Here is a 22,347-nt window from a genome sequence, read left to right as displayed (position 1 = left end):
GCAAGGAAGTCAGAGGAGTTCCATGGGACGCAACACACGTAAACGCCGTTCGTCGATGGCCACGAAGGCCGTGGCAGCATCGGCGGCCCTAGCGCTCGGTGGGGGCGGGCTGATCTGGGCGAACTTCTACGCTTCTGCGCACGAGTCCGACGACTCGTCGCGGAACCAGACCAAGGCCGCCACCGCGCAGGTGGCCACCATTTCCTGCCCGGATGTGGGGCAGAAGCTGACGAGCGTGCCCGACGGGGCCCGCGCAGGTGTCGACAAGGAGCTGGCGAACCTCGACAAGCAGATCACCGAGGCCTACGCACGGCTCGCTTCCACGCGCCAGGCCCAGGCAGGTGACTCGGGCTTCGTGCAGAACGCGATCGTCGGCCCCCTCAAGGAGAAGCGGGCCGCCACGATCGACCGGATCCGGATCAGCATCCAGCGGGTCGGCGGGCAGACACAGGATCTGAGCCGACTCGCCCCCTGCACCCCGCAGGCCGCCACGCCGGAGACCAACGCCGGTGAGGGCGACGGCGGTCAGAACCAGGACGGCGGCCAGAACGACGGCGGCCAGCAGAACGGTGACGGCCAGAACGGTGACGGCCAGCAGAACGACGGCGGCCAGGACGACGGTCAGCAGGCCGGCAACGGCGGTCAGGGCGGCAACGGCCCGGTGGCGGCCGACTTCCAGGACATCACCACCGTCCAGCCCAACAGGCAGCTGGGCGTCGGCGCGAACGGTCTCGCCGCGAACGGCAGGTCCGGTTCGCGGGGCACCTTCACCACGGTCTGCGGCACCAACGGGAACGACAACCACAACACGGACAACGTGATCGTCGCCCCCGGTGTCACCAACGGCGCGCACCACCTGCACGACTACGTCGGCAACCAGAACAACGACGCGTTCGCGAGCGACGAGGACCTGGCGGCGGCCGACACCACCTGCCAGAACCAGGGCGACAAGTCGTCGTACTTCTGGCCGGTGCTGCGTCTGCAGGACGGCACGCAGGACTTCGACCAGAACAACGCCGGTGGCGGCACCGAGGGCAACGTCGGCAAGATCCTCGAACCCGTCCAGGCGCAGCTCAAGTTCGTCGGCAACAAGAAGAGCAAGGTCGTCGCGATGCCGACCGGCCTGCGCATCATCACCGGTGACGCCAAGGCGTTCGTCAACGGTCTCGCCAACGCCAACGTCAACTGGAGCTGCACCGGCTTCGAGGACCGGCAGCTGAAGGACAAGTACCCGATCTGCCCCGAGGGCAGTGACGTGGTCCGCGTGTCCAACTTCCAGAGCTGCTGGGACGGGCAGAACATCGACAGCGCCAACCACCGCACCCACGTGGCGTTCGTCCAGGCCGACGGCACCTGCGCCAACGGCTTCAAGGCGATCCCGCAGCTCCAGGTCCGTCTGGTCTACGACGTTCCGGCCCCGGTCATCGAGAACGGCCAGGTCGTGAACCCGTTCGCGGTGGACACCTTCCCGGAGCAGCTGCACAAGCCGATCACCGACCACAACGACTTCATCAACTTCTTCTCCCAGAACACGATGAACAAGATGGTCAACTGCATCAACACCGGCAAGAAGTGCAAGTGATCACCGAGTGATCCACTGAGAGAGCCGGCGGTGAGGTTTCCTCACCGCCGGCTCTCCGCTGTGCGGGGCCCGGTCAGTGACCGGAGTGCGTGGCACCGTCGGAGGGCTCCCCCGACTCGTGCGCGGCGTGGTCCGTGCCCTCCTCGATGTCGCCGCCGAGGGTGTCCCGCAGCGCCGTCACGGTGCTGGTCTCCCCCACGGCCACCCACTTGCGGCCGACCAGGTAGTGACCGCCGTAGTCCTTCGCCCCGTTGATCCACTCGCGCTGGCCGCGGTCGGTGCTGAAGGTGGCGAGGATGAACTTGCCGTCGGGGTTCTTGCAGACGGCCTGGCGGATCTCGTCGGCGTCGGTCTGCATGTTCGGCGTGCACTCCACCTCGGCCGCCAGGTGCTCCAGGCTGCCGGTGGCCGTCCGCGGTACGGCGTCCTTCGCCTCGCCGGAGCCGCAGCCCGCCAGCGCCAGCAGCAGCGCCGCGCCGATCGGCACGAGCATCGGTCGGGTCACCCTCATCTGTTCCTCCGGAGTCGCACGCATCAGACCATGCCTCGGCCGGCCCCGGCGAGGGGCCTGTCCCCTTCGATACGGCTGCGGGGCCCGCCCCGCTCAAAATCAGGTGCCCCGACCGGCACACCGGTGCGAGGGTGTCCTGGTGAACCAGGACTGGGAAGACCGCGTGACGGCCGTCTGGGCCACCTTCGACGACTACGCCGAACAGGACGCGGCCGACTTCCGGGCGGTGATCGACACCCTCGTCGCCGAGCTGCCGGACGGCAGCCCGCTCGGCCCCTTCGAGCAGGCCTGCGCCTGGGACTCGACCGGCCATTCGGACAAGGCCGTCCCGCTGTACCGGGAGGCGCTCGCCCTCGGCCTGAGCGGCTACCGAGGGCGACGCGCCAGGATCCAGCTCGCCAGTTCCCTGCGCAACATCGGGCAGGCGGAGGAGGGCGTCAAGCTGCTGACCCCGGAACTGGACGCCCCCTCGGACGAGTTGGACGACGCGGTACGGGCGTGTCTGGCGCTGTGCCTGTCCAGCCTCGGCCGCGACCGCGAGGGCCTGTCCCTCGTGCTGGGCGCCCTGGCCCCCCATCTGCCGCGCTACCAGCGGTCGATGGCGAACTACGCCCGCGCCCTGGTCACGCCGGAGAACTGATTCTCCCGGGTGGCGGTGACCATCCGACGATTCGCTCGTTCTGCTGAACGTGCAGTCACAGGATGTCGCCCCGCCCCCCGCACCCGCCGCCGCCTCCTCGTCCGACCCTCTCGTCGACGTCGAACAGGCCGAGGCCGCACTCGTCGAGCACTACCCGCGGCTCGTCCGGCTCGCCTATCTGGTGCTGCCGCCGGGGCTCGGCCGGAGCCGGCGCGTCCTGACCGCGCACGCCCTCACCCAGCGCGCCCTGCCCCGGGGCCGGACGCCCGCGCCCGTGATCCCGGCCCAGTCGGCCGGCCGCGACGGCGACCCGGGGTACGCCCTCGTCCGCCTCCAGGTGCTGCGTACGGCGCTGGCGGCGGGCCTGCCGCTCAGGCTCCGGGCGTGGCCCCGGCGCTCCCAGCTGCCGCCGGTGCTGCCCCAGGTGTGGGGCCTCAAGCTCTTCCCCCGCTCGGGCGGCGCCGACGAACTCGCCCTGGACCAGCGGCTGTCCGCCCTGTCCGGCCCGGCCCGTGCCGCGTATGTGCTGCGCGGCCTGGAGAAGCTCCCGGACGGCGACGTACGCGAGGTGCTGGAGGCCGCGGGCGTCGCGGACGCGGACGCCGCGCTGGACGAGGCCGACGAGGTCCCCGCGCGGTACGCGCTGCTCGACTCCCCCGAGTTCGACCCCTGTTCGCTCCAGGCACGGCCCACCGACCTGATGCGCCGCAGGCAGCACCTGAAGGCGGCGCTCGCCGCGGCCGCCGCCGTCGCCGTGTGCGGCGCGCTGCTCGGCCTGCCCGGTGACGGCTGGGGCCCGGACGGCGCCGCAGCCCCGCCGTACGCCCAGAACCCGGCGGCCCGGGCCGCCCTGGACCCGGCCGCGCTGACCAGGGTCCCGCCCGCCGCGTGGGAGTCCGCCACCCGCACCGACTTCTCCGTGTGGCCCGCGCGCGGCGAACTCACCCGCGACACGGCTCTGCTGCGCCGCGCCCTCGCCGTCTGGGCCCGCCCCGGCGAGACCGTCCAGGTGTCCGCGACCCCCGGCACCCCGTCGGGCGGCCCCGCCGGACCGCCCCAGCTGCTGTACGCGGGGATCGTCGACAACGCGCGGGTGGTGATCCTCCACGACGGTCTGCGCATCGCCCGGTACGCCGAGCCGAAGGACGGCACCAAGGGCGCCGCGCTCGACTTCGCCCGGGTCGACGGCGCGACCGGGGCCGGGGCGAGCGCGGTGGTGCTCGGCCGGGCCGACGGCAACGTCCGCTATCTGACGGCGCCCTGGGTGACGAAGGCGGCCGAGCGGGACCTGCTGAAGCCGGGCTCCGGTGCGATGGACCTCACGCTGACCGACGGCATCACCGCGCCGCTGGCCAGCCCCGCCGTCCGGACCGGCGCCTGCACTTCGTGGAACGTGCTCCAGCTGACGGACGCCTCCGGCACCCGGATGCTGACCGACCTGGGCGAGCTGGTTCCGGCCCGCCTCACCACCGGGCGGCCCGGGTCGGCGCACGAGGCGTCCGGGGCTCGGGCACTGCGCGCCTGGGCGCCGTTCGCCTGCTCCCTGTCGGCCGTGCGCGCCGCGGGCGTGCGGAGCGTGAACGCCTGGGAGTTCGCCGCGCAGCCGCTGCCCGACGCGAGCGGATCGGCGGCGTGGGTGTGCGTCCGGGCAGAGACCTGGCGGGGCGGCGGGACGCGCGTCCTGGCGCAGTTCCACACGCCGGGCGGGGCCTACGGGGCGGTCGCGGCGAAGGCCGAGAACGTGCCGGCCTGCGGTCCGCGCGACCCGCACGTCCTGGCCGGGGTGCTGTGGAAGTCGGGGGCGGGGTCCTGGTACCTGCTGGCCGCCGGCAGCCGGAACACCGCGTCGATCACGGCGACGGGCGGAGCGGGCGGCTCCGCGCGGGGCAACCTGCTGGCCGTGAAGACCGAGCAGGGGGCACAGGCCGGGCTGAGGGGAACCTTGGAGAGCGGGCGGACGATCAACGGACTGGGCTGACCGGCCGGGCGGAACTCCGGTCGTATGCGGGGATGTTGACGATGGAGACGGTCCGGCCGTGTGAGCGTCCTGTGCCGGACAGGTGAACACCGATGGCTGGTCCGGCCCGTTCGGGGCCGGATTCGATCGGTAAGGTGTTCGTATGACTACCGGGGTGCGCCGCAGAATGGGTGTCGAGGAGCGGCGGCAGCAGTTGATCGGCGTCGCTCTGGAGCTGTTCGGCCGCCGGTCGCCCAACGAGGTCTCCATCGACGAGATAGCCGCGGCCGCCGGTATCTCACGGCCCCTGGTCTACCACTACTTCCCCGGCAAACTCAGCCTGTACGAAGCCGCGTTGAAGCGCGCCGCCGACGATCTGGCGAGCCGGTTCGTGGAGCCGCACGAGGGTCCGCTCGGGGCGCGGCTGCTGCGCGTGATGCACCGCTACTTCGACTTCGTCGACGCCCACGGGCCCGGTTTCTCGGCGTTGATGCGCGGCGGCCCGGCGGTCACCGTGGGCGGGCCCCACGCCATGGGCGCCACCTCGGCGACGAACGCGCTCATCGACTCCGTACGGCAGGCCGCGTACGACCAGGTCCTGTCGCATCTGGGGGTGACGGACCCGCCCGCGCGACTGGAGCTGGTCGTCCGCTCCTGGATCTCGCTCGCCGAGTCGACCGCGCTGATCTGGCTGGACGGCCGGCCCATCCCGCGCGCCGAACTGGAGGTGCAGCTCGTGCACGACTTCGCCGCGCTCACGGCCGTGAGCGCGGCGCACGACGAGGAGATGAGCGGGCTGCTGCGCCGTGTGCTGAAGGACGAGCCGGGCGACGGGCCGTTCAGCGACCTGGCCGCCCGGCTGCTCGCGCTGGCGTCCTGACCGGCGTCGTCAGCGGTCGACCTTGCGGTAGGAGGCGTCGAGGTCCCGCACCTCGGCGGAGGCGTGCAGGACGAAACCGTCCTCCTCGACGTGCCGGGTGAGCAGCTCCACCACGGTCTCGGTCAGCTTCGCCTTGGTCTCCTCGGTGCGCCCGGCGAGCAGGCCGATGGTCACGTGGACGACCGCGTGCCCCTCCTCCTCGTGGCCGACCAGCGTGTACTCGCCGCGGCGGAACTGGGTCTTGCACGCCTCCGGCTTCGCCGCCGCGATCTCGATGGTGGCCGCGTGCAGGGCGTCGGCGAAACCGGCCCGGTCGAAAGCGGACGCCATCGTGGCGGAGTAGTCGACGGTGATCTGCGGCATGAGGGCTCCTGTCCTAGGTCAACAGGGGTCACCCTAGTTCTTCAGTTGCAGGGCCAGCATGGCGATGTCGTCCTCGCGGTCGTGGCCGAAGCAGGCCAGGAGCGTGTCGCACAGGGCGTCCGGGCCGGGCAGGGCGCCGGAGGCGGCCGCGCGGAGCTGTTCCATGGAGACCTCCAGGTCCGTGCCCCGGTTCTCGATCAGGCCGTCGGTGACCATGAGGAGCCGGTCGGTGGGGTCGAGGAACAGCTCGGTGGGCTCCGGGTGGGGCAGGCCCAGGCCGAGCAGCGGGCCGGCCGCCTTGGCGTAGTCGGCGGTGCCGGTGTCCCGGACGATCAGCGGCGGGATGTGGCCGGCGTTGGCGATGCGGACGCGCCCGGTGGCGGGGTCGACCAGGATCAGGCAGACGGTGGCCGTGACGTCGGGGTGGTAGTGCTGGAGCATCCGGTCGAGGCGCCCGGCGAGCACCGCAGGGTCGCTCTCGTCGACGCAGTAGGCGCGCAGCGCGTGCCGGATCTCGACCATGACGGTGGCCGCCTCCAGCGAGTGCCCGACCACGTCGCCGACCGCGGCGAGCACGCCGTCGGGGGTGCGCAGCGCGGCGTAGAAGTCGCCGCCGATCTCGGTGTCCCGGGACGCGGGCACGTAGCGGACCACGACCTCCATGCCGGGCAGTTCGGGCAGCCGGTGCGGCTGGGGCAGGAAGCTGTGCTGGAGGGTGAGGGCGACGTGCCGCTCAACCTGGTACATGAGCAGCGGCTCGGCGGCCAGCGCGGTGGCCTGGGCGAGCCGGGCCACCAGGGCCTCGTCCTCCGGGTTCACCGGGCGCGTCCCGCGGGTGGGCGTGGCCAGGCACACCGCGGAGTTGCCGTCCTGGGTGAGGTTCAGCACCAGGCGGGCGTCGTGCTGCACGCCGGGGCGGAAGAACCCGGCGGGCCACATCGGCGCCGACACCGTGGTGATCTGCACCCCGGCCTGCCCCCGGGTGAGCCGCCGCAGCAGATGGGCCACGGCCCGGTGGGCGCTCTCGTCGGGCAGCGCGAGCGAGGTGCGGTCCCGGGAGGTGGCGCGCACCAGGTCGTCGTCCGGGCCGAGCACGAAGACGGCGGCGGGGGCGCCGGTGAGCCGCGCGGTGCCGTCGGCGGCGGCGTCGGCGAGCTCCTGGAGGGAGCGTGCCGCCTGGATGGTGACGATCGTCTCCGACAGCAGCGTCAGCCGCCGGGCCAGCGCCTGGTCGCCGGCCCGCAGCCGCGCGGCGCGCACCGCGGCCCGGACCACCGCGTCGATCTCCTCGGGCTCGGCGGGCACCGTCAGATAGGCCTCGCCGCCCGCGTCCAGGCCCTGGCAGCGGTCACCGGGGGCCACGGCGGCGGCCGAGAAGTGCACGACGGGCAGGCCGGCCATGTGCGGCCGCGCCTTGAGCCGGCGGCACAGTTCGAAGCCGCTCATGTCCGGCAGGCCCACGTCGACGAGGGCCACGTCGGGCAGGGTGCCCTTGCGCAGCCGTACGTCGAGTTCGACGAGTGCCTCGGCGCCGGTCGCGACCGGAACGACCTGGTGACCGGCGCGGCGCAGCACGGCGCCCATGGCGTACCGGCTGGCCGCCACGTCGTCCACGACCAGCACGGTCGTGTCTGTCCGCTTGCCGTCGACGTCCATATCAGCCCCTGGACACACCGGTGGGGCAGACCGGGTTCGGGGTCTGCCCCACCAAGGTAATGCCCTTGTCAGGGAGTCGGCGAGAATACGGCCACGGTCCGCCCCGGAACGGCGAACGTGCCCGATACCCGCTCATGGGACGCGGACTTGACGATAGGGTCCGCGCCCGCCGCCTGCACCGGGTGCAGCCGGTAGCCGGTCCCGGCGAGCGTGCCGACCCGCTGCTCCTGCCGCTGCGGCGTCGCGTTGAACACGACGACCAGGTCCCCGAGCCGCATGGTGATCACTCCGGGCGTCTCGTCCCTCCCGGACAGCGGGAAGGAGAGCGCCGACTGCACCTGCCCGGCCGTGTCGAGGGAGAAGACCCGCTCCGTCGTACGAATCCGCAGCAGATCCCGGTACGCGGCCGAGGAACCCTCGATCTGCGGGCAGCCGACCCGCACGGTGTTCAACAGGGGTTTGGCGTACGGCCACTTGGAGGCGTTGTCGGCCGCCGTCGGCAGTCCGCGTCCGAAGCCGTTGCCGTCCCGGCAGTTCCAGTGCACGGCGTTGAACCAGTCGCCGCTGTCGTAGGAGTTGCGGTCCAGGGACTTGGAGCGCAGCAGGTCGGTGCCGGCCTGGGAGAGCGCCGGGCCCTGCGAGAGGGTGGCCGTGGCCATGGCGAGGACCTGCATGCGGGCCCGGTCGGACGGGGAGGTGTCCGCCGGCAGTTTGAAGGCGAGCGCGTCGAACAGGGTCTCGTTGTCGTGCGCGTCGGCGTAGGCGAGGGCGTCGCCGGGGGCGTCCGCGTAGCCGGCGGGAGCGCCGTTGTAGTCGACCTGGGCGCCGGTGACCTGCTGGCCGGCGGTGTCGGTGAAGGCAAAGTCTTTGAGGTTGCCGGAGAGTCCCACCTTGATCAGGTCCTGGTAGTGCAGGAGCCGGGCCTTCTGCTCGGCCGGAGTGCCGTTGCCCGTCGACGGGCCGGGGTCGGTGTACAGGCCGGACGCGAAGCCCTGGACGCCGGGGTCCTCGTCGAAGGGGCCGCCGCCGCGCACGGCGTCACGGGCCCGGTCGGAGAAGGTGGCGACGCCGGTGCCGGCCATGTTCCGCTGCGTGGCCTGCACGAAGCGGGCGTCGTCGGCGGCCTCGCCGAAGTTCCAGCCCTCGCCGTACAGGATGATCTTCTTGCCGTCGACGCCGTCCTCGGCGAGGGTCAGCGCGTCCAGGGCCTTCCTGACCGCGAGGATGTTGGCCTTCGGGTGGTGGCCCATGAGGTCGAAGCGGAAACCGTCGACCTTGTACTCCTTGGCCCAGGTGACGAGGGAGTCGACGACCAGCTTGCCCATCATGGCGTTCTCGGTGGCGGTGCCCGCGCAGCAGGTGCTGGTGGCCACCGAGCCGTCGGCGAGGAGCCGCTGGTAGTAGCCGGGGACGACCTTGTCGAGCACGCTGGTGTCCGCCTGGCCGCTCGCGGCCGTGTGGTTGTAGACGACGTCCATGACGACCCTGAGGCCGTCCTCGTTCAGCGCCTTGACCATCTCGCGGAACTCGACGGTACGGGCGGTGCCGTCGGGGTCCGTCGCGTACGAGCCCTCGGGGACCGTGTAGTGGTAGGGGTCGTAGCCCCAGTTGTAGGCGTCCTTCGCGGCGGCCTTCGCCACGCACTCCTGCTGCTGGTCGGAGTCGGCCGGGTAGGAGGCCAGGTCGCAGCCGGCGGTCGCCTGGTCGGACGTCTTCTCGGGGACGGTGGCGATGTCGAAGGCGGGCAGCAGGTGCACGTACGACGTGCCCGCCTTCGCCAGCTCACGCAGGTGCCGGGAGCCGTCGCTGTCCTGGTCGGTGAAGGCGAGGTAGGTGCCCGGGTCGGCCGCCGTCCGGTCCGCGACGGAGAAGTCCCGGATGTGCAGCTCCTGGATCTGGGCGTCCTTGAGGGGCACGGCCTTCGGCTTGGCCAGCGAGGACCATCCCTCGGGGGCGAGGGAGCCGTCGCCGAGGTCGACGACCAGGCTGCGCCGGGAGTCGGTGGTCAGGGCGAGGGAGTAGGGGTCGGTGACCTTGTTGGTGACGACCTTGCGGACACTGGGCGCCCAGACCGTCACGACGTACCGATAGGCCTTGTTCTTCCACGACTTCGGGCCGGTCACGGACCAGACCCCGGTGGTGGCGTCGCGCTTCATGGGGACCGTGGAGCCGTCCAGTTCGAGCTTGACGGACTGCGCGGTCGGCGCCCAGACAGCCAGCGTGGGGCGGCCCTTGCTGAAGGCCGGCCCGAGCTCCGCCTTCTTCGCCGCGGGGTACAGGTCGTCGAGTACGCCGGCGATCTGGACGCCCGTCGCGGCGAGTACAGCGCCGTTCGCCGCCCGCTGGGAGGCGACGACCTGGCCGCTCAGTGCGCCGCGCACCCGGTCGCGGTCGCGCGGGTCGACGGACCAGGCGGTGGAGTCCTTCAGATGCGGGAACTTCGCCTTCTGGGCGTCGGTCAGCGTGGTCTTCGACAGCCGGAGCCATCTCTCGTCGTCGCTGCTCAGCGTTCCGTCCCGCACCTCGATCGAGCCGTCGTGGGAGGCCAGCAGCTGGGTGGAGGCGGCCGCGGCGGAGCCGTTCCAGACGACCGTGTTCCGGTCGATCCACACCGCCTCGGACGTGGTGAGGTCCAGTGCGGCGGCGGAGCCGGCCGGCTGCGGGAGCAGGTACTTCTGCTCGCCGCTCAGCAGCCACACCTCATGGCCGTTCGCCGTGAGGTCCAGCGACTGGTCGGTGGGCAGGTCCTTCTCGTCGCCCCGGTGGAGGATGTAGCTGAGGCTGGTGGCACCGCCGGTGAGCGGTACCTCGAAGACCGCGCCGTAGCTGTCGGTCCGCACCGGCTTCAGGGGGCTCGACCAGTCGGTGGGCTGCGCGGCGCCCGTCCACACGTGCAGGCCCCAGCCGTCGTACTCCCCGTCGGCGCGGTGGTAGTGCAGGACGGCCTTGGACTCGTCCTGCGCCGGGTACTCGGGCCGCTCGGTCCGTACGGCCTCCTTGCCCTGCTCGATCCAGACCTCGCCGGTCTGGGTGACGTCGATCGTGCGGTCGGCGGAGACGTCCTTGTCGCCGTCCTTGTCGATGACGAGGAAGCTGACGTTCGAGGCGCCGGGCTTCAGCTTGACGTAGGCGAAGGCGCCGTACGCGTCCCGGCCGGTGAAGGGGTGGCTGTCCGGCCAGGTGGTCGACTCGCCGTCGGCGAGGTCGCCCCAGGCGTACAGGCCCCAGTCGGCGTAGTCGCCGTCGGCGCGCTGGTAGTGGACGATTGCGTGGTCGCGGGAGGAGGCGGAGGGGATCTCGGGAGCGGGCGGGGTGCCGGTGACGCTTTCCGCGGTCGCGCTCGCCGTGCGGCCCGCCGCGTCGATGACGACCGCCTTGTAGCGCAGGGCGGTTCCGGCCGGTACGTCGTCGCCGACGGTGTGCGTGACCTTGTACGGGGCGTGGTCGGCGGAGCCAAGGGTCTGCCACGCGCCGTCGCCGGTCTGGGCGGCGAAGACGACCCGGTTGAGCCGGCCGCCGGCCACCTCGGCGGTGAGCTCGACGGTGCCGGTGGCACCGGTGGCCGGGGCCCTGAGGGTGATCGCCGGCTTGGTGGCGGGCTCGGTGGGCGGGCCGGCCGCCTTGAGGACGATCGCCGCTCCGGCCGGGACGGTGACGGTGATCTTCTTGTCGGCGTCGGAGGTCGTCGTGGCGGACGTGCCGTGGATGCCCCGGAACCGCATGCCCGCCGCGCCGGTCGCGAAGGTCGCCGTCGTCGCCTGTTCGGCGTTGTTGAAGGCGACGACGTACTCGGTGCCGGACCTGGCGTCGGTGCGGGAGAAGGCGTAGACACCGGGACCGTCGGCCGCGTACCGCTCGCTCTGCACGCCGTCCGTCAGCGCGGGGTTCGCCTTGCGCAGCGCGGCGAGGCGGGCGATCTGCCGGTAGAGCGGTGCTCTCGTGTCGTACGCGTCGCTGGCGTGGGTGCGGTCGGTGCCGATCTCGTCGTCGTCGAGGTAGTCGGCCGTGCGGGAGGCGAACATCGTCTGGCGGGCGTCCTTGTCGCCCCCTGAGCCGGTGAAGCCCTGCTCGTCGCCGTAGTAGACGACGGGGTTGCCGCGGCTGAGGAACATCAGCTCGTTGGCGAGCTTGTCCTTCCGCAGCAGTTCCGCGTCGGTGGCCTTCGGGTTGTCCTGGTTCAGGAAGGTCCCGATGCGGCCCATGTCGTGGTTGCCGAGGAAGGTGACCTGCTCGTACGCGTTGGCCTTGTCGGTCGTGTACTTGTAGTCGTCGCCGAAGACGGACGCGAGCTCGCGCGCGCTGCCGCCCTGGGAGGCGTACTCGCGGGCCGCCTGCTGGAACGGGAAGTCGAGCGTGGCGTCGAGGCGGCCCTGGGTGACGTACGGCGACGTGACCGACGTGTCGGCGGAGTAGACCTCGCCGAACATGAAGAAGTCGTCACGCCCCTGCCGGGCCGCGTAGGCGTCCAGCGCCGTCGCCCACTGGGTCCAGAACTCCATGTCGACGTGTTTCACGGTGTCGATCCGGAAGCCGTCGATGTCGAAGTCCCGCACCCAGCGCTGGTAGATCCTCTCCATGCCGCTGACGACCTCGGGGCGTTCGGTCCACAGGTCGTCGAGGCCGGAGAAGTCTCCGTACGTGGTCGACTCGCCGGCGTAGGTCGAGTCGCCGCGGTTGTGGTACATCGTCGGGTCGTTGAGCCAGGACGGGACCTTGGCGTCCTTCTTGGCGGCGGGCACGACGGGGGTGCGCGGGAAGGAGTCGGCGTCGACCTGCGGGAACTCGCCCGTGCCCGCGTGGTCCGCGTCGTCGAAGGGCTCGCCGTCCTTCGTCAGGTACGGGAAGGCGCCCTTGGAGAGGTAGTCGTAGGACTTCTCCTCGTAGTCGACGACGTCGGCCGTGTGGTTGGTGATGACGTCGAAGAAGACCTTCATGCCCTTGGCGTGCGCCTTGGAGATGAGGGTCCTCAGGTCCTCGTTGGTGCCGAAGTGCGGGTCGACCTGGGTGAAGTCGGTGATCCAGTACCCGTGGTAGCCGGCCGAGGCGTCGCTGCCGGTGCCCTGCACGGGCTGGTTCTTGAAGATCGGGGCCATCCACAGGGCGGTGGTGCCCAGGCCCTTGATGTAGTCGAGCTTCCCGGTCAGGCCCTTGAGGTCGCCGCCCTGGTAGAAGCCCTTGTCGGTGGGGTCGTAGCCGGTGGCGAGGCGGGAACCGGTCAGGCCGCCGCGGTCGTTGGCGCTGTCCCCGTCGGCGAAGCGGTCCGGCAGGACGAAGTAGAACTGCTCGCGGGTGAGGTCGTGGCGGGCGGCGGTCTTCGCCAGCCTCGCGTCGGACGGGGGCGCCGGCGGGGCGTCGGCCCGGGCGGCGAGGGGCTGGACGAGCGCTGCGGTCAACGCGGTCGCGATGACCGCGGCGACCCGTCCGGCGTGGGTGGTGCGGCGCCTCGACGGCACCGGCCATCTCGGTATCACTGCAGTGGGCTCCTTGCGATGACGGCTCTCGTGGGTCCGACCCCGCGCGACCGTATCGCCGCCGAAAGACTTACAGCAAGAGCCCTGCAATGACGGGAAAGAAATTTCAGCAGCTGGCGATGGCGCGGGTCAGCAGCTGGACTTGCCCACGCGGATCGCGAGGGCGGCGTGGGCGCCGAGGGTGGCGGTGAACCGGCCGCCGCCGTCCACGGTCACGGTCGTGTTGCTCTGCACGTCGCAGTACGTGCCCGCGGGCAGTGAGGTCTGGTACGTACGGCTCAGGCCGCCCGACTCGTGGTTGATGGCCACGTACCCCTTGGCGCCCCGGCCGAAGGCGATGGCGTCCGCCCCGTTGTCCCACCAGTTGGTGACCGGCTCGCCCCGGGTGGCGTTGCGGAAGGCGACCATGCGCGAGATCTCCGGCCAGGCGTGCTGGCACTTCCAGCCGTCCTGCCAACAGGCGTTGACCGCGCCGCCGTCGGGCGGTCCGGCGTCCGTGTTCGACCACTCGTAGCCGGAGTTGACGTCCGGGGCGCCGTAGGGCCAGGCGAGCATGAAGACGTTGGCCAGCGTGTAGGTGGCGCCGTGCTTGTAGCTGAGCGTGGAGCCGTTGCGCTCGGTGTCGTGGTTGTCGACGAAGACGCCGGAGACCGAGCTGTTCATGTACCCCCAGCCCTCGCCGTAGTTCTTCAGGTAGGCGAGGTTCTCGTTGGTGAACACGCGCTTGAGGTCGTACGCGTACCGGAACTCCTGCACATCCCCGTTGCCGGTGTACTCGGCCGGCTGGACGGCCTCTCCGCTGCCGAAGATGACCTCCTGCTTCCAGTACGCGCCCGGGTTGCTCAGCCGCGACTTGATGTTCGCCAGGTCGGCCGCGGGCATGTGCTTGGCCCCGTCGACGCGGAAGCCGTCGACCCCGTGGGCGAGCAGGGAGTTCAGGTAACCCGCGATGGCCGAGCGGACGTACTCCTCGCCCGTGTCCAGGTCGGCGAGGCCGACGAGTTCGCAGTTCTGGACGTTGGCGCGGTTGGTGTAGTCGGTGATCGTGGCGGTGCAGTCGTCGAAGTCGTACGACGAGTACAGGCCCGGGTAGGCGTACTTCGTGTACGACGAACCGCCGGTGCCGGTGCCGCTGCCCGCCGACATGTGGTTGATCACCGTGTCGACGACGACCTTCACGCCTGCCGCGTGACACGTGTCGACCATGCTCCGGAAGGCGCCGGCGTCACCGAGCCGCCCGGCGATCCGGTAGCTGACCGGCTGGTACGACGTCCACCACTGCGAGCCCTGTATGTGCTCGGCGGGCGGCGAGACCTGGACGTATCCGTATCCGGCGGGACCGAGCGTGGTGGTGCACTCCTTCGCCACCGAGGCGAAGTTCCACTCGAAGAGGACGGCGGTGACGTCCTTGGTGCCGGGCGGGGAGGCGTGCGAGACCGTCGGGGTCATGACAAGGGCCGCCGCGAGAGCGAGGGCCCCCGAAAGGGTTGTACGTGCCATGTGTGGGGTTCCTTCGTCGTTGAAGGTTCTTGCTGAAAGCTCCAGCAAACTTGCGGTGACGCAGATGTTAAAGGCCCGCTGCCGGAATGGGCAGCGGGCCGGACGAAGTTGATGCGAAAAGTTTCCGGGACGCCGTCAGGCGGTGGTCCACCACACCGTGGTGTCCGCCGGCAGCTTCGCCTCACCCTCCACCTCGGCCACCTCGCCGCTGGCGAGAAGGAGACGGCCGTAGGCCGGAGTCGTCACCGATTCACCGCTGGTGTTGGCGACGCAGACGAACTCGCCGCGCCGGAAGGCGAGCACGCCCTCGGGCGACTTGAGCCACTCCACCGCGTCACCCGCGCCCAGGTCGGGCTGTTCGCGGCGGACGGCGAGGGCCGTGCGGTAGAGCTCCAGGGTGGAGTCGGGGTCACCGGTCTGCGCCTCGATGCTCAGGTCGGCCCACACCGACGGCTGCGGCAGCCAGCTGCCGCCCGTGCCGAAGCCGTACGACGAGCCCTCGCGCGTCCACGGGATGGGCACCCGGCAGCCGTCCCGGAAGCCGTCCTGGCCGGCGCCGCGGAAGTACGCCGGGTCCTGGCGGACCTCGTCCGGCAGGTCGACGACGTCCGGGAGTCCGAGTTCCTCGCCCTGGTAGACGTACGCCGATCCGGGCAGCGCCAGCATGAGCAGGGTGGCGGCGCGAGCGCGGCGCAGGCCGAGGTCGCGGTCGCCCGCCGTGCGGATCTGGGTGCCGAGGCCGGGCGGGTTGGCGAAGCGGGTGGCGTGGCGCGTCACGTCGTGGTTGGACAGGACCCAGGTGGCGGGAGCGCCCACCGGGCGCATGGCCTCCAGGGTCCGGTCGATGACGTGGCGCAGTTCGGCCGCGTCCCACGCCGTGCTCAGGTACTGGAAGTTGAACGCCTGGTGCAGCTCGTCCGGGCGCACGTAGTTCGCGGTGCGCTCGATGGTCGGGGTCCACGCCTCGGCCACGAAGATCCGCTCGCCCGCGTACTCGTCGAGGACGGTGCGCCACTGCCGGTAGATCTCGTGCACGCCGTCCTGGTCGAAGAACGGCATGACATCGTTGCCCAGCAGCTTGACCTGATCGTGGGATCCCAGGTCCGGAAGGCCCTCAGCCTTCACCAGGCCGTGGGCCACGTCGATGCGGAAGCCGTCGACCCCCATGTCGAGCCAGAAGCGCAGGATGGAGCGGAACTCGTCGCCGACGGCGGGGTGGTCCCAGTTGAAGTCGGGCTGCTCGGGGGCGAAGAGGTGCAGGTACCACTCCCCGTCCGGCACCCTCGTCCAGGCGGGTCCGCCGAAGATCGACTCCCAGTCGTTGGGCGGCAGTTCACCGTGCGCGCCCTTGCCGGGGCGGAAGTGGTAGCGGTCCCGCAGCGGTGAGCCGGGGCCTTCGGCGACCGCCCGTTTGAACCACTCGTACTGGTCGGAGGAGTGGTTCGGGACCAGGTCGACGATGATCCTCAGGCCCAGCCGGTGGGCGTCACGGATCAGCGCGTCGGCGTCCAGGAGGCTGCCGAACATGGGGTCGACGGCCCGGTAGTCGGCGACGTCGTAGCCGGCGTCGGCCTGCGGCGAGGCGTAGAAGGGGCTGAGCCACACGGCGTCCACGCCAAGGTCGCGCAGATACGGCAGCCGGGAACGGATGCCCTCCAGGTCCCCCATGCCGTCACCGTTGCTGTCGGCGAAACTGCGCGGATAGACCTGGTAGATCACCGCGTCCCGCCACCAGTCGCGGCGCTTGACGACGGTGGCGACAGCCGCTTCGGGGAAAGGGGTCGGGGCCGGGTCGGCGGAGTGCTGCTGGCTCATGGCGTCCTTGATGTGTCACGGAGTTCGGGTCATCGAGCTGTGCGGAGAGACGGGAGGCCCCCCGCTCGGGCGGGACCGGGAGGGGGCGGATGACAAGGCGGCCGCGGTGCCGGCGGGGTCGGATGGACACCGCGGCCGCCACCCGCGCGCCGGAGCGCGCGGGAGTCCTGGGAAGGGACTACCCCTTCGTGCCGCCCGAGGTGAGGCCGGTCACCAGGTTCTTCTGCACGAAGTAGAAGAACGCGGCGGCGGGTATCGCGATCAGGACCGCGGTGGCGGCCATCAGGTTGCGCTGCGCGTCGTGCTCGCTGACGAAGGTCTGCAGGCCGACGGCGAAGGTGTACTTCGTGTCGGACAGCAAGAACGTCGCCGCGAACGCGACCTCGCCGAAGGCCGTGAGGAAGCTGTAGAAGGCGGCGACCGCCAGGCCCGGCCTGGCGAGCGGCAGGATCAGCCGCGCGAACGTGCCGAACGGGGTCAGCCCGTCGACGCGGCCCGCTTCGTCGATCTCGAACGGGATGGTGTCGAAATAGCCCTTCATCAGCCATGCGCAGTACGGAACGGTGGTCGTGCAGTACACCAGGATGAGGCCAAGGTAGCTGTCGACGAGCTGGAGATCCGACAGGATCTGGTACATCGGCACCATGAGTACCGCCACCGGGAACATCTGGGTGACCAGGAGCACCCACATGAACTTCCGGTATCCGGGGAAGCGCATGCGGGAGACCGCGTAGCCGGTGGTGGCGGAGATGATCACGCCGATGGCCGTGGTGCCGAGTGTGACGATCAGCGTGCTCTGCAGCCAGTCGAAGAACTTCGTCTCCTGGAGCACGAACGTGTAGTTGTCGAGCGTCATCTTCCCCCAGATGCGCCCGGGGTGCAGGTAGTCGTCCTTGTCCGGGCCGAGGGACAGGTAGACCAGCCAGGCCACGGGGAAGAGCGCGACCAGACTCGCGAAGAGCAGGATGCCGTGCGAGACGAGACGGGCGGCGGGGGTGCTCTCGCCGCGGCGGGTGACCCGGCGCGGGGAGGCGGCCGGGGAGTCCTGCCGGGGCGCCGCGGCGGAGGGGTCGACAGTGGTCGTACTCATGGGGACTCCTGCCTCAGATCGCGAGCTGCTGGTCATTGCGGTTCAGCCAGCGGCGGTAGAAGGAGGTGAAGACGATCAGGATGGCCAGCAGCAGGATGCCGTAGGCGGCCGACTGGGCGAAGTCACGCGGCTGCTGTCCGAAGCCGAGGTAGTACGCCCAGGTGACGAGGATCTGGGCCTCCGGGGCGGTGTTGCCGAACAGCAGGAAGATGATGGCGAACTGGTTGAAGGTCCAGATGACGCCGAGGAGCACGACGGTGGAGCTGACGGACCTCAGGCCCGGCAGGGTGACGTACCGGAAGCGCTGCCAGGCGTTCGCGCCGTCCATCTCGGAGGCCTCGTACAGGGAGGTGTCGATGGCCTGGAGGCCGCCGAGCAGCGACAGCATCATGAAGGGGACCCCGCACCAGGTGTTGACCATGATCGCGGCGAACCGCTGCCAGAAGGTGTCCTCCAGCCACAGCGGGGTCGGCAGGTGCAGCGTCTCCAGGAAGGAGTTGATGATGCCGCCGTCCGCCAGCATGAAGCGCCAGCCGAAGACGGTGACGAAGGTCGGCACGGCCCACGGCAGGATCAGGACGAGCCGGTAGAAGGCGCGGCCGCGCAGCTTCTGGTTGAGCAGCAGGGCGAGGCCGAGGCCGATCGTGTAGTGCAGGGTGACGCAGAGCGCGGTCCACACGACCGTCCAGATGAAGTGCGACCAGAAGCGGTCGTAGGCGGTGTCGCCCCACAGGATGTCGGCGTAGTTGTCCAGGCCGATGAACTTGTAGGTGGCGTCGATGTGGTTGACGCCGATGGTGCGGGCGGTGTTGAGGCTGTTGGCGTCGGTGAGCGTGAGGTAGAGGCCGTACGCCAGGGGGTAGAGCACCAGGACGCCGAGGACGATCACCACCGGGGCGATCATCGCGTAGGCGTACCAGTGTTTCTGGTAGCCGCGCCTCAGGCGCCGGCCCAGCCCGGGCTTCGGGGCGCGGTCACCGCGGCGCTTGCCGGTCGCGCGGTCGATGGCGACTGTCATGTTCGACAACCTTCGTGAAGATCTGAAGACCAGGGGTCGGGCCGTACGCAGGCCGGTGGCCGCCGGATCCCTTCCCCGTTCTCCGGGGGATCCGGCGGCCACCCGGCGTCACCTGCTGAAGTCCGGGACCAGCTTGGCGATCGCGGTCTCCGCCTTGCCCAGGCCCTCGTCCAGCGACTGCTTGCCGCCCGCGATCTGCGGCAGCTCGGAGTCCAGCGGGCCCCACAGGGAGCTGTACTCGGGCAGCGCCGGGCGCGGCTGGGCGGCGGGCAGGACGCCCTGGAAGCCGGCGATGCCCGGGTCGGCCTTGACCTCGGCGGTGTAGGCGTCGTCGCGGGTCGGCAGGGTGGAGTTCTTCTGCGCGATGGCCGCCTGGGACTTCGCGGAGGTCATGAAGTTGACGAACTTCAGCGCGGCCTTCTGGCGGGCGGCGTCCGAGCCCGCGTACACCGACAGGTTGTGGCCGCCGGTCGGGGCGCCCGCCTTGCCGGAGGAGCCGGCCGGGACGGTGGCGATGCCGAGGTTGTTCTTGTCCTTGAAGGCCGAGCCCTTGTAGAAGTTCGTGATCTCCCACGGGCCCTGGATGATCGCGGCGACCTTGCCGCTGACGAACGCCTCCTGGATGTGGGCGTAGGCGTCGACGGTGGTGTCGGCCTTGTGCAGGCCCTTGCCGTCGAACAGGCTCAGCCAGGTCTCGTAGCCCTTCTTGGCGGGCGCCGAGGCGACGGTGACCTTCTGGGCCTCGACGTCGACGGTGTCGGTGCCCTCGCCGTGCAGGAAGGTCTGCGCGTAGTAGGCCTGGGTGGAGCCCCAGTAGCCGTCGACGCCGGTCTTGTCCTTGATCGTGGCGGCGGCCTTCCTCAGGTCGTCCCAGGTCTTCGGGGCCTCGACGCCGGCCTTCTCGAAGAGCGCCTTGTTGTAGACCAGCGCGAGGGTGTCGGTGACCAGCGGCACGCCGTACGTCTTGCCCTCGTACGTGGCCTGCTCGATCAGGCTGGGCTGGAACTTGTCCTTGTCGGCGAGGGCCTCGGTGCCGTCCAGCGGCAGGAAGTAGCCCTTCTTGGCGAAGGCGGGGGTCCAGCCGACCTCGGAGCGCAGGATGTCCGGGGCGCCCTTGGAGCCGGCGGCGGTGTCGAACTTGTTCTGCGCCTGGTCGAAGGGGACGTTGACGTAGTTGACCTTGACGTCCTTGTTGGCGGCCTCGAACTCCTTGACCAGGGACCGGTAGGTCGGCGCCTCGTTGGTGGCGTTGGAGGTGTCCCACCAGGTGAGGGTGACCGGACCGTCGGCCGAGTCGCCGCTGTCACTTCCGCCGCAGGCCGTCGCCGCGAGGGCGAGGGACGCCACCAGCGCGGTGGCCGCTATGCCACGCCGCATGAGTTCTCCTTGAGGGTGAAAGCCCGTGTGCTCACAGGCGGCGGTCCCGTCCGCCGTTCCTGTCGACTTGCCGACCGCGCCGTTGCTGCCGTCGGGCGTCGCCGAACGTAACAGCGATGCAAGCGTCTCGAAAGTCCTTGCAGCAAAAAAGTGCAAGAGATCTCCGAAGTTATCCGTGCGTGACCTGACGGCGATCGTCATGAGACGCTTATTTGCGGCCGTCGAGCAGTTGGGGCGGGTTGTGCAAGACTCTGCAAGCTCTTGCCATCACTTTCATGAGGGAGCGCGATGACCCAGCAGCCCGGTCCGGGCCCGTCACCAGGCCGCACACGGCGCCGGTTCGGTGTGCAAGGCGACACCTGGCCGGTACAGTCCACCCCTGTGACCACACGGCTTGCCGACATCGCTGCTCAGGCGGGGGTGAGCGAAGCGACCGTCAGCCGCGTCCTCAACGGCAAGCCGGGCGTCGCCGCCACCACCCGCCAGTCCGTGCTCGCCGCCCTCGACGTGCTGGGCTACGAGCGCCCGGTGCGTCTGCGGCAGCGCAGCGAGGGCCTGGTCGGCCTGATCACCCCGGAGCTGGAGAACCCGATCTTCCCGGCGCTGGCCCAGGTCATCGGCCAGGCGCTGACCCGCCAGGGCTACACGCCGGTGCTGGCCACCCAGACCCCGGGCGGTTCCACGGAGGACGAGCTCACGGAGATGCTCGTCGACCGGGGCGTGGCCGGCATCATCTACGTCTCCGGCCTGCACGCGGACACCACCGCCGACATGCAGCGCTACGAGCAGCTGCGCGCGCAGGGCGTGCCGTTCGTCCTCGTGGACGGGTTCTCGCCGAAGGTGCAGGCGCCCTTCATCTCCCCCGACGACCGGGCGGCGATGACGCTGGCGGTGACGCACCTGGTGTCCCTGGGGCACACCCGGATCGGTCTGGCGCTGGGCCCGAAGCGGTTCGTGCCCGTGCAGCGCAAGATCGAGGGCTTCGTGCGCACCATGCAGGACCTGCTGGGCCTGAGCCCCGACACGATCGAGTCGGAGCTGGTCCAGCACTCCCTCTACACCCTGGAGGGCGGTCAGGCGGCCACCTCGGCCCTGATCGACCGGTCCTGCACGGCGGTGGTGTGCGCCAGCGACATGATGGCGCTGGGCGCGATACGGGCGGCCCGGCAGCGGGGCCTGGAAGTGCCGACGGACATCTCGGTCGTGGGCTTCGACGACTCCCCCCTGATCGCCTTCACCGACCCGCCCCTGACGACGGTCCGCAAGCCGGTCCCGGCCATGGGCCAGGCGGCGGTGCGCACGCTGCTGGAGGAGATCGGCGGGACCCCCGCACCGCACAGCGAGTTCGTGTTCATGCCGGAGCTGGTGGTACGCGGATCGACCGCTTCGGCGCCCGGGGAACGTGGTCGTCCGTAGCTCCTCCTCAGGGCGGAGCCGGCCGGTGCGCGCGGTCCGCGCGGTGCGCCGGCACGAGGCCGCGGGCGGCTGTCTGGTGGAGGACGTGCGGGCCGGACCCGACCGGGGGATGATCGGTGGGACAGGGCTTTTCTGGCAAACTCTGTGCCTATGACTGAGACGACCGCGACGACACAGGACGGCCGCGAACCGGCCGTTCCGTATGCGCTCGCGGCCGAGACGGAGGCCGAGACGGAGCAGGGTCCGCCGCGCCGGGTGCGCGTCCCGCGCCGGCCCCGCCTCTGGTTCGAGATCCTGCTGATCGCGGTGAGTTACTGGACGTACTCACTGATCCGCAACGCGGTCCCGGAGCAGCGGGGCGAGGCGCTGCGCAACGCCGACTGGATCTGGCGGATGGAGCACCACCTCGGCATCGCCGTCGAGGAGTCGGTCAACCATGCCGTGAACTCGGTGACTTGGCTCATCATCGGCATGAACTACTACTACGCGACACTGCACTTCGTGGTGACGCTGGGTGTCCTGGTCTGGCTCTACCGCGGTCACCCCGGCCGCTACGCCGCGACCCGTCTCGCCCTCTTCGCGACCACCGGTGTCGCCCTGACCGGTTACTACCTGTATCCGCTCGCCCCGCCGCGACTGATGAGCGGCGGCTTCTTCGTCGACACCGTCATGGTCCACCAGACGTGGGGCTCGATGGCCTCCGGCGACCTGAAGAACATGTCGAACCAGTACGCCGCGATGCCGTCGATGCACATCGGCTGGTCCCTGTGGTGCGGGCTGACGATCTTCGCGCTGGCGTCGGTGCCGTGGGTACGCGTCCTGGGCGCGCTCTACCCGATGGCCACCCTGGTGGTCATCGTCGCCACCGCCAACCACTTCTGGCTCGACGCGGTGGGCGGCGTCCTGTGCCTCGCCTTCGGCTTCGCGGTGGCCCGCCTCTGGTACGGCACCCCGCCGTACGCGCTGCCGCGGCTGGTCCCGCCGAAGGCGACGACACCAGCGACGGGACCACGGCGGCCCTCGGCCCCGGCACGGCTGCCGGCCGACCGGTAGCGCCGCCGCCGAACACCC

15 protein-coding genes are annotated in these 22,347 nt (G+C 70.7%); 6 read left to right on the top strand and 9 right to left on the bottom strand.

Annotated features, from left to right (window positions below):
* Positions 1 to 22: 22 nt before the first annotated feature.
* A complete protein-coding gene (locus tag ACWD0J_RS36025; protein ID WP_451500081.1) occupies positions 23 to 1,582 on the top strand; it encodes a DUF1996 domain-containing protein in 1,560 nt (519 codons plus the stop codon).
* 73 nt (positions 1,583 to 1,655) lie between these two features.
* Here the strand turns inward: ACWD0J_RS36025 and ACWD0J_RS36020 are convergent, their stop codons facing one another.
* Positions 1,656 to 2,093, bottom strand: coding sequence for a hypothetical protein (locus ACWD0J_RS36020; RefSeq protein WP_451500080.1), 438 nt, complete (start codon positions 2,091 to 2,093; stop codon positions 1,656 to 1,658).
* Between the two features lie 139 nt (positions 2,094 to 2,232).
* On the opposite strand from ACWD0J_RS36020, the gene ACWD0J_RS36015 reads away from it, so the two are divergent.
* The 3 genes from ACWD0J_RS36015 (at position 2,233) to ACWD0J_RS36005 (ending at position 5,570) form a co-directional block, all read left to right on the top strand.
* Positions 2,233 to 2,733 carry a tetratricopeptide repeat protein gene (locus ACWD0J_RS36015; protein ID WP_451500079.1) on the top strand — a complete coding sequence of 167 codons (501 nt, stop codon included), beginning with the start codon at positions 2,233 to 2,235 and terminating at the stop codon, positions 2,731 to 2,733.
* A gap of 49 nt (positions 2,734 to 2,782) precedes the next feature.
* Positions 2,783 to 4,711, top strand: a complete 1,929-nt coding sequence (locus tag ACWD0J_RS36010; RefSeq protein ID WP_451500078.1) for a hypothetical protein — start codon at positions 2,783 to 2,785, stop codon at positions 4,709 to 4,711.
* Between the two features lie 142 nt (positions 4,712 to 4,853).
* Positions 4,854 to 5,570 (top strand): TetR/AcrR family transcriptional regulator, encoded by a 717-nt coding sequence (locus tag ACWD0J_RS36005; protein WP_451500077.1) that lies wholly within the window; start codon positions 4,854 to 4,856, stop codon positions 5,568 to 5,570.
* Between the two features lie 9 nt (positions 5,571 to 5,579).
* Here the strand turns inward: ACWD0J_RS36005 and ACWD0J_RS36000 are convergent, their stop codons facing one another.
* The 8 genes from ACWD0J_RS36000 to ACWD0J_RS35965 all read right to left on the bottom strand — a co-directional run bounded on the left by ACWD0J_RS36000 (position 5,580) and on the right by ACWD0J_RS35965 (position 19,860).
* Positions 5,580 to 5,933: a 5-carboxymethyl-2-hydroxymuconate Delta-isomerase gene (locus ACWD0J_RS36000; protein ID WP_451500076.1), complete on the bottom strand. Its 354-nt coding sequence runs from the start codon at positions 5,931 to 5,933 to the stop codon at positions 5,580 to 5,582.
* A 33-nt stretch (positions 5,934 to 5,966) separates the two neighbouring features.
* On the bottom strand, positions 5,967 to 7,589 hold the full coding sequence (locus ACWD0J_RS35995) for a SpoIIE family protein phosphatase (protein WP_451500075.1): 1,623 nt from the start codon (positions 7,587 to 7,589) through the stop codon (positions 5,967 to 5,969).
* Between the two features lie 68 nt (positions 7,590 to 7,657).
* Positions 7,658 to 13,060, bottom strand: a complete 5,403-nt coding sequence (gene pulA, locus ACWD0J_RS35990) for a pullulanase-type alpha-1,6-glucosidase (protein ID WP_451500074.1) — start codon at positions 13,058 to 13,060, stop codon at positions 7,658 to 7,660.
* A gap of 129 nt (positions 13,061 to 13,189) precedes the next feature.
* Positions 13,190 to 14,560 (bottom strand): alpha-amylase, encoded by a 1,371-nt coding sequence (locus ACWD0J_RS35985; RefSeq protein WP_451500073.1) that lies wholly within the window; start codon positions 14,558 to 14,560, stop codon positions 13,190 to 13,192.
* Positions 14,561 to 14,695: 135 nt separating this feature from the next.
* On the bottom strand, positions 14,696 to 16,375 hold the full coding sequence (locus ACWD0J_RS35980; protein WP_451500072.1) for a glycoside hydrolase family 13 protein: 1,680 nt from the start codon (positions 16,373 to 16,375) through the stop codon (positions 14,696 to 14,698).
* Between the two features lie 178 nt (positions 16,376 to 16,553).
* The gene (locus tag ACWD0J_RS35975; protein WP_451500071.1) at positions 16,554 to 17,465 is read right to left on the bottom strand and encodes a sugar ABC transporter permease; all 912 of its coding nucleotides are present in this window, start codon (positions 17,463 to 17,465) and stop codon (positions 16,554 to 16,556) included.
* A 13-nt stretch (positions 17,466 to 17,478) separates the two neighbouring features.
* Positions 17,479 to 18,483, bottom strand: a complete 1,005-nt coding sequence (locus tag ACWD0J_RS35970; RefSeq protein WP_451500070.1) for a carbohydrate ABC transporter permease — start codon at positions 18,481 to 18,483, stop codon at positions 17,479 to 17,481.
* Between the two features lie 108 nt (positions 18,484 to 18,591).
* Positions 18,592 to 19,860 (bottom strand): extracellular solute-binding protein, encoded by a 1,269-nt coding sequence (locus ACWD0J_RS35965; RefSeq protein ID WP_451500069.1) that lies wholly within the window; start codon positions 19,858 to 19,860, stop codon positions 18,592 to 18,594.
* A 381-nt stretch (positions 19,861 to 20,241) separates the two neighbouring features.
* Here ACWD0J_RS35965 and ACWD0J_RS35960 point away from each other — a divergent pair, with 381 nt between their 5' ends.
* Positions 20,242 to 21,276 carry a LacI family DNA-binding transcriptional regulator gene (locus ACWD0J_RS35960; RefSeq protein ID WP_451500068.1) on the top strand — a complete coding sequence of 345 codons (1,035 nt, stop codon included), beginning with the start codon at positions 20,242 to 20,244 and terminating at the stop codon, positions 21,274 to 21,276.
* Positions 21,277 to 21,426: 150 nt separating this feature from the next.
* Positions 21,427 to 22,329: a phosphatase PAP2 family protein gene (locus tag ACWD0J_RS35955; RefSeq protein WP_451500067.1), complete on the top strand. Its 903-nt coding sequence runs from the start codon at positions 21,427 to 21,429 to the stop codon at positions 22,327 to 22,329.
* Positions 22,330 to 22,347 lie beyond the last annotated feature (18 nt).

Source organism: Streptomyces sp. NPDC003011 (assembly GCF_053591515.1).
This window is presented reverse-complemented; position numbering and strand designations above follow the sequence as displayed.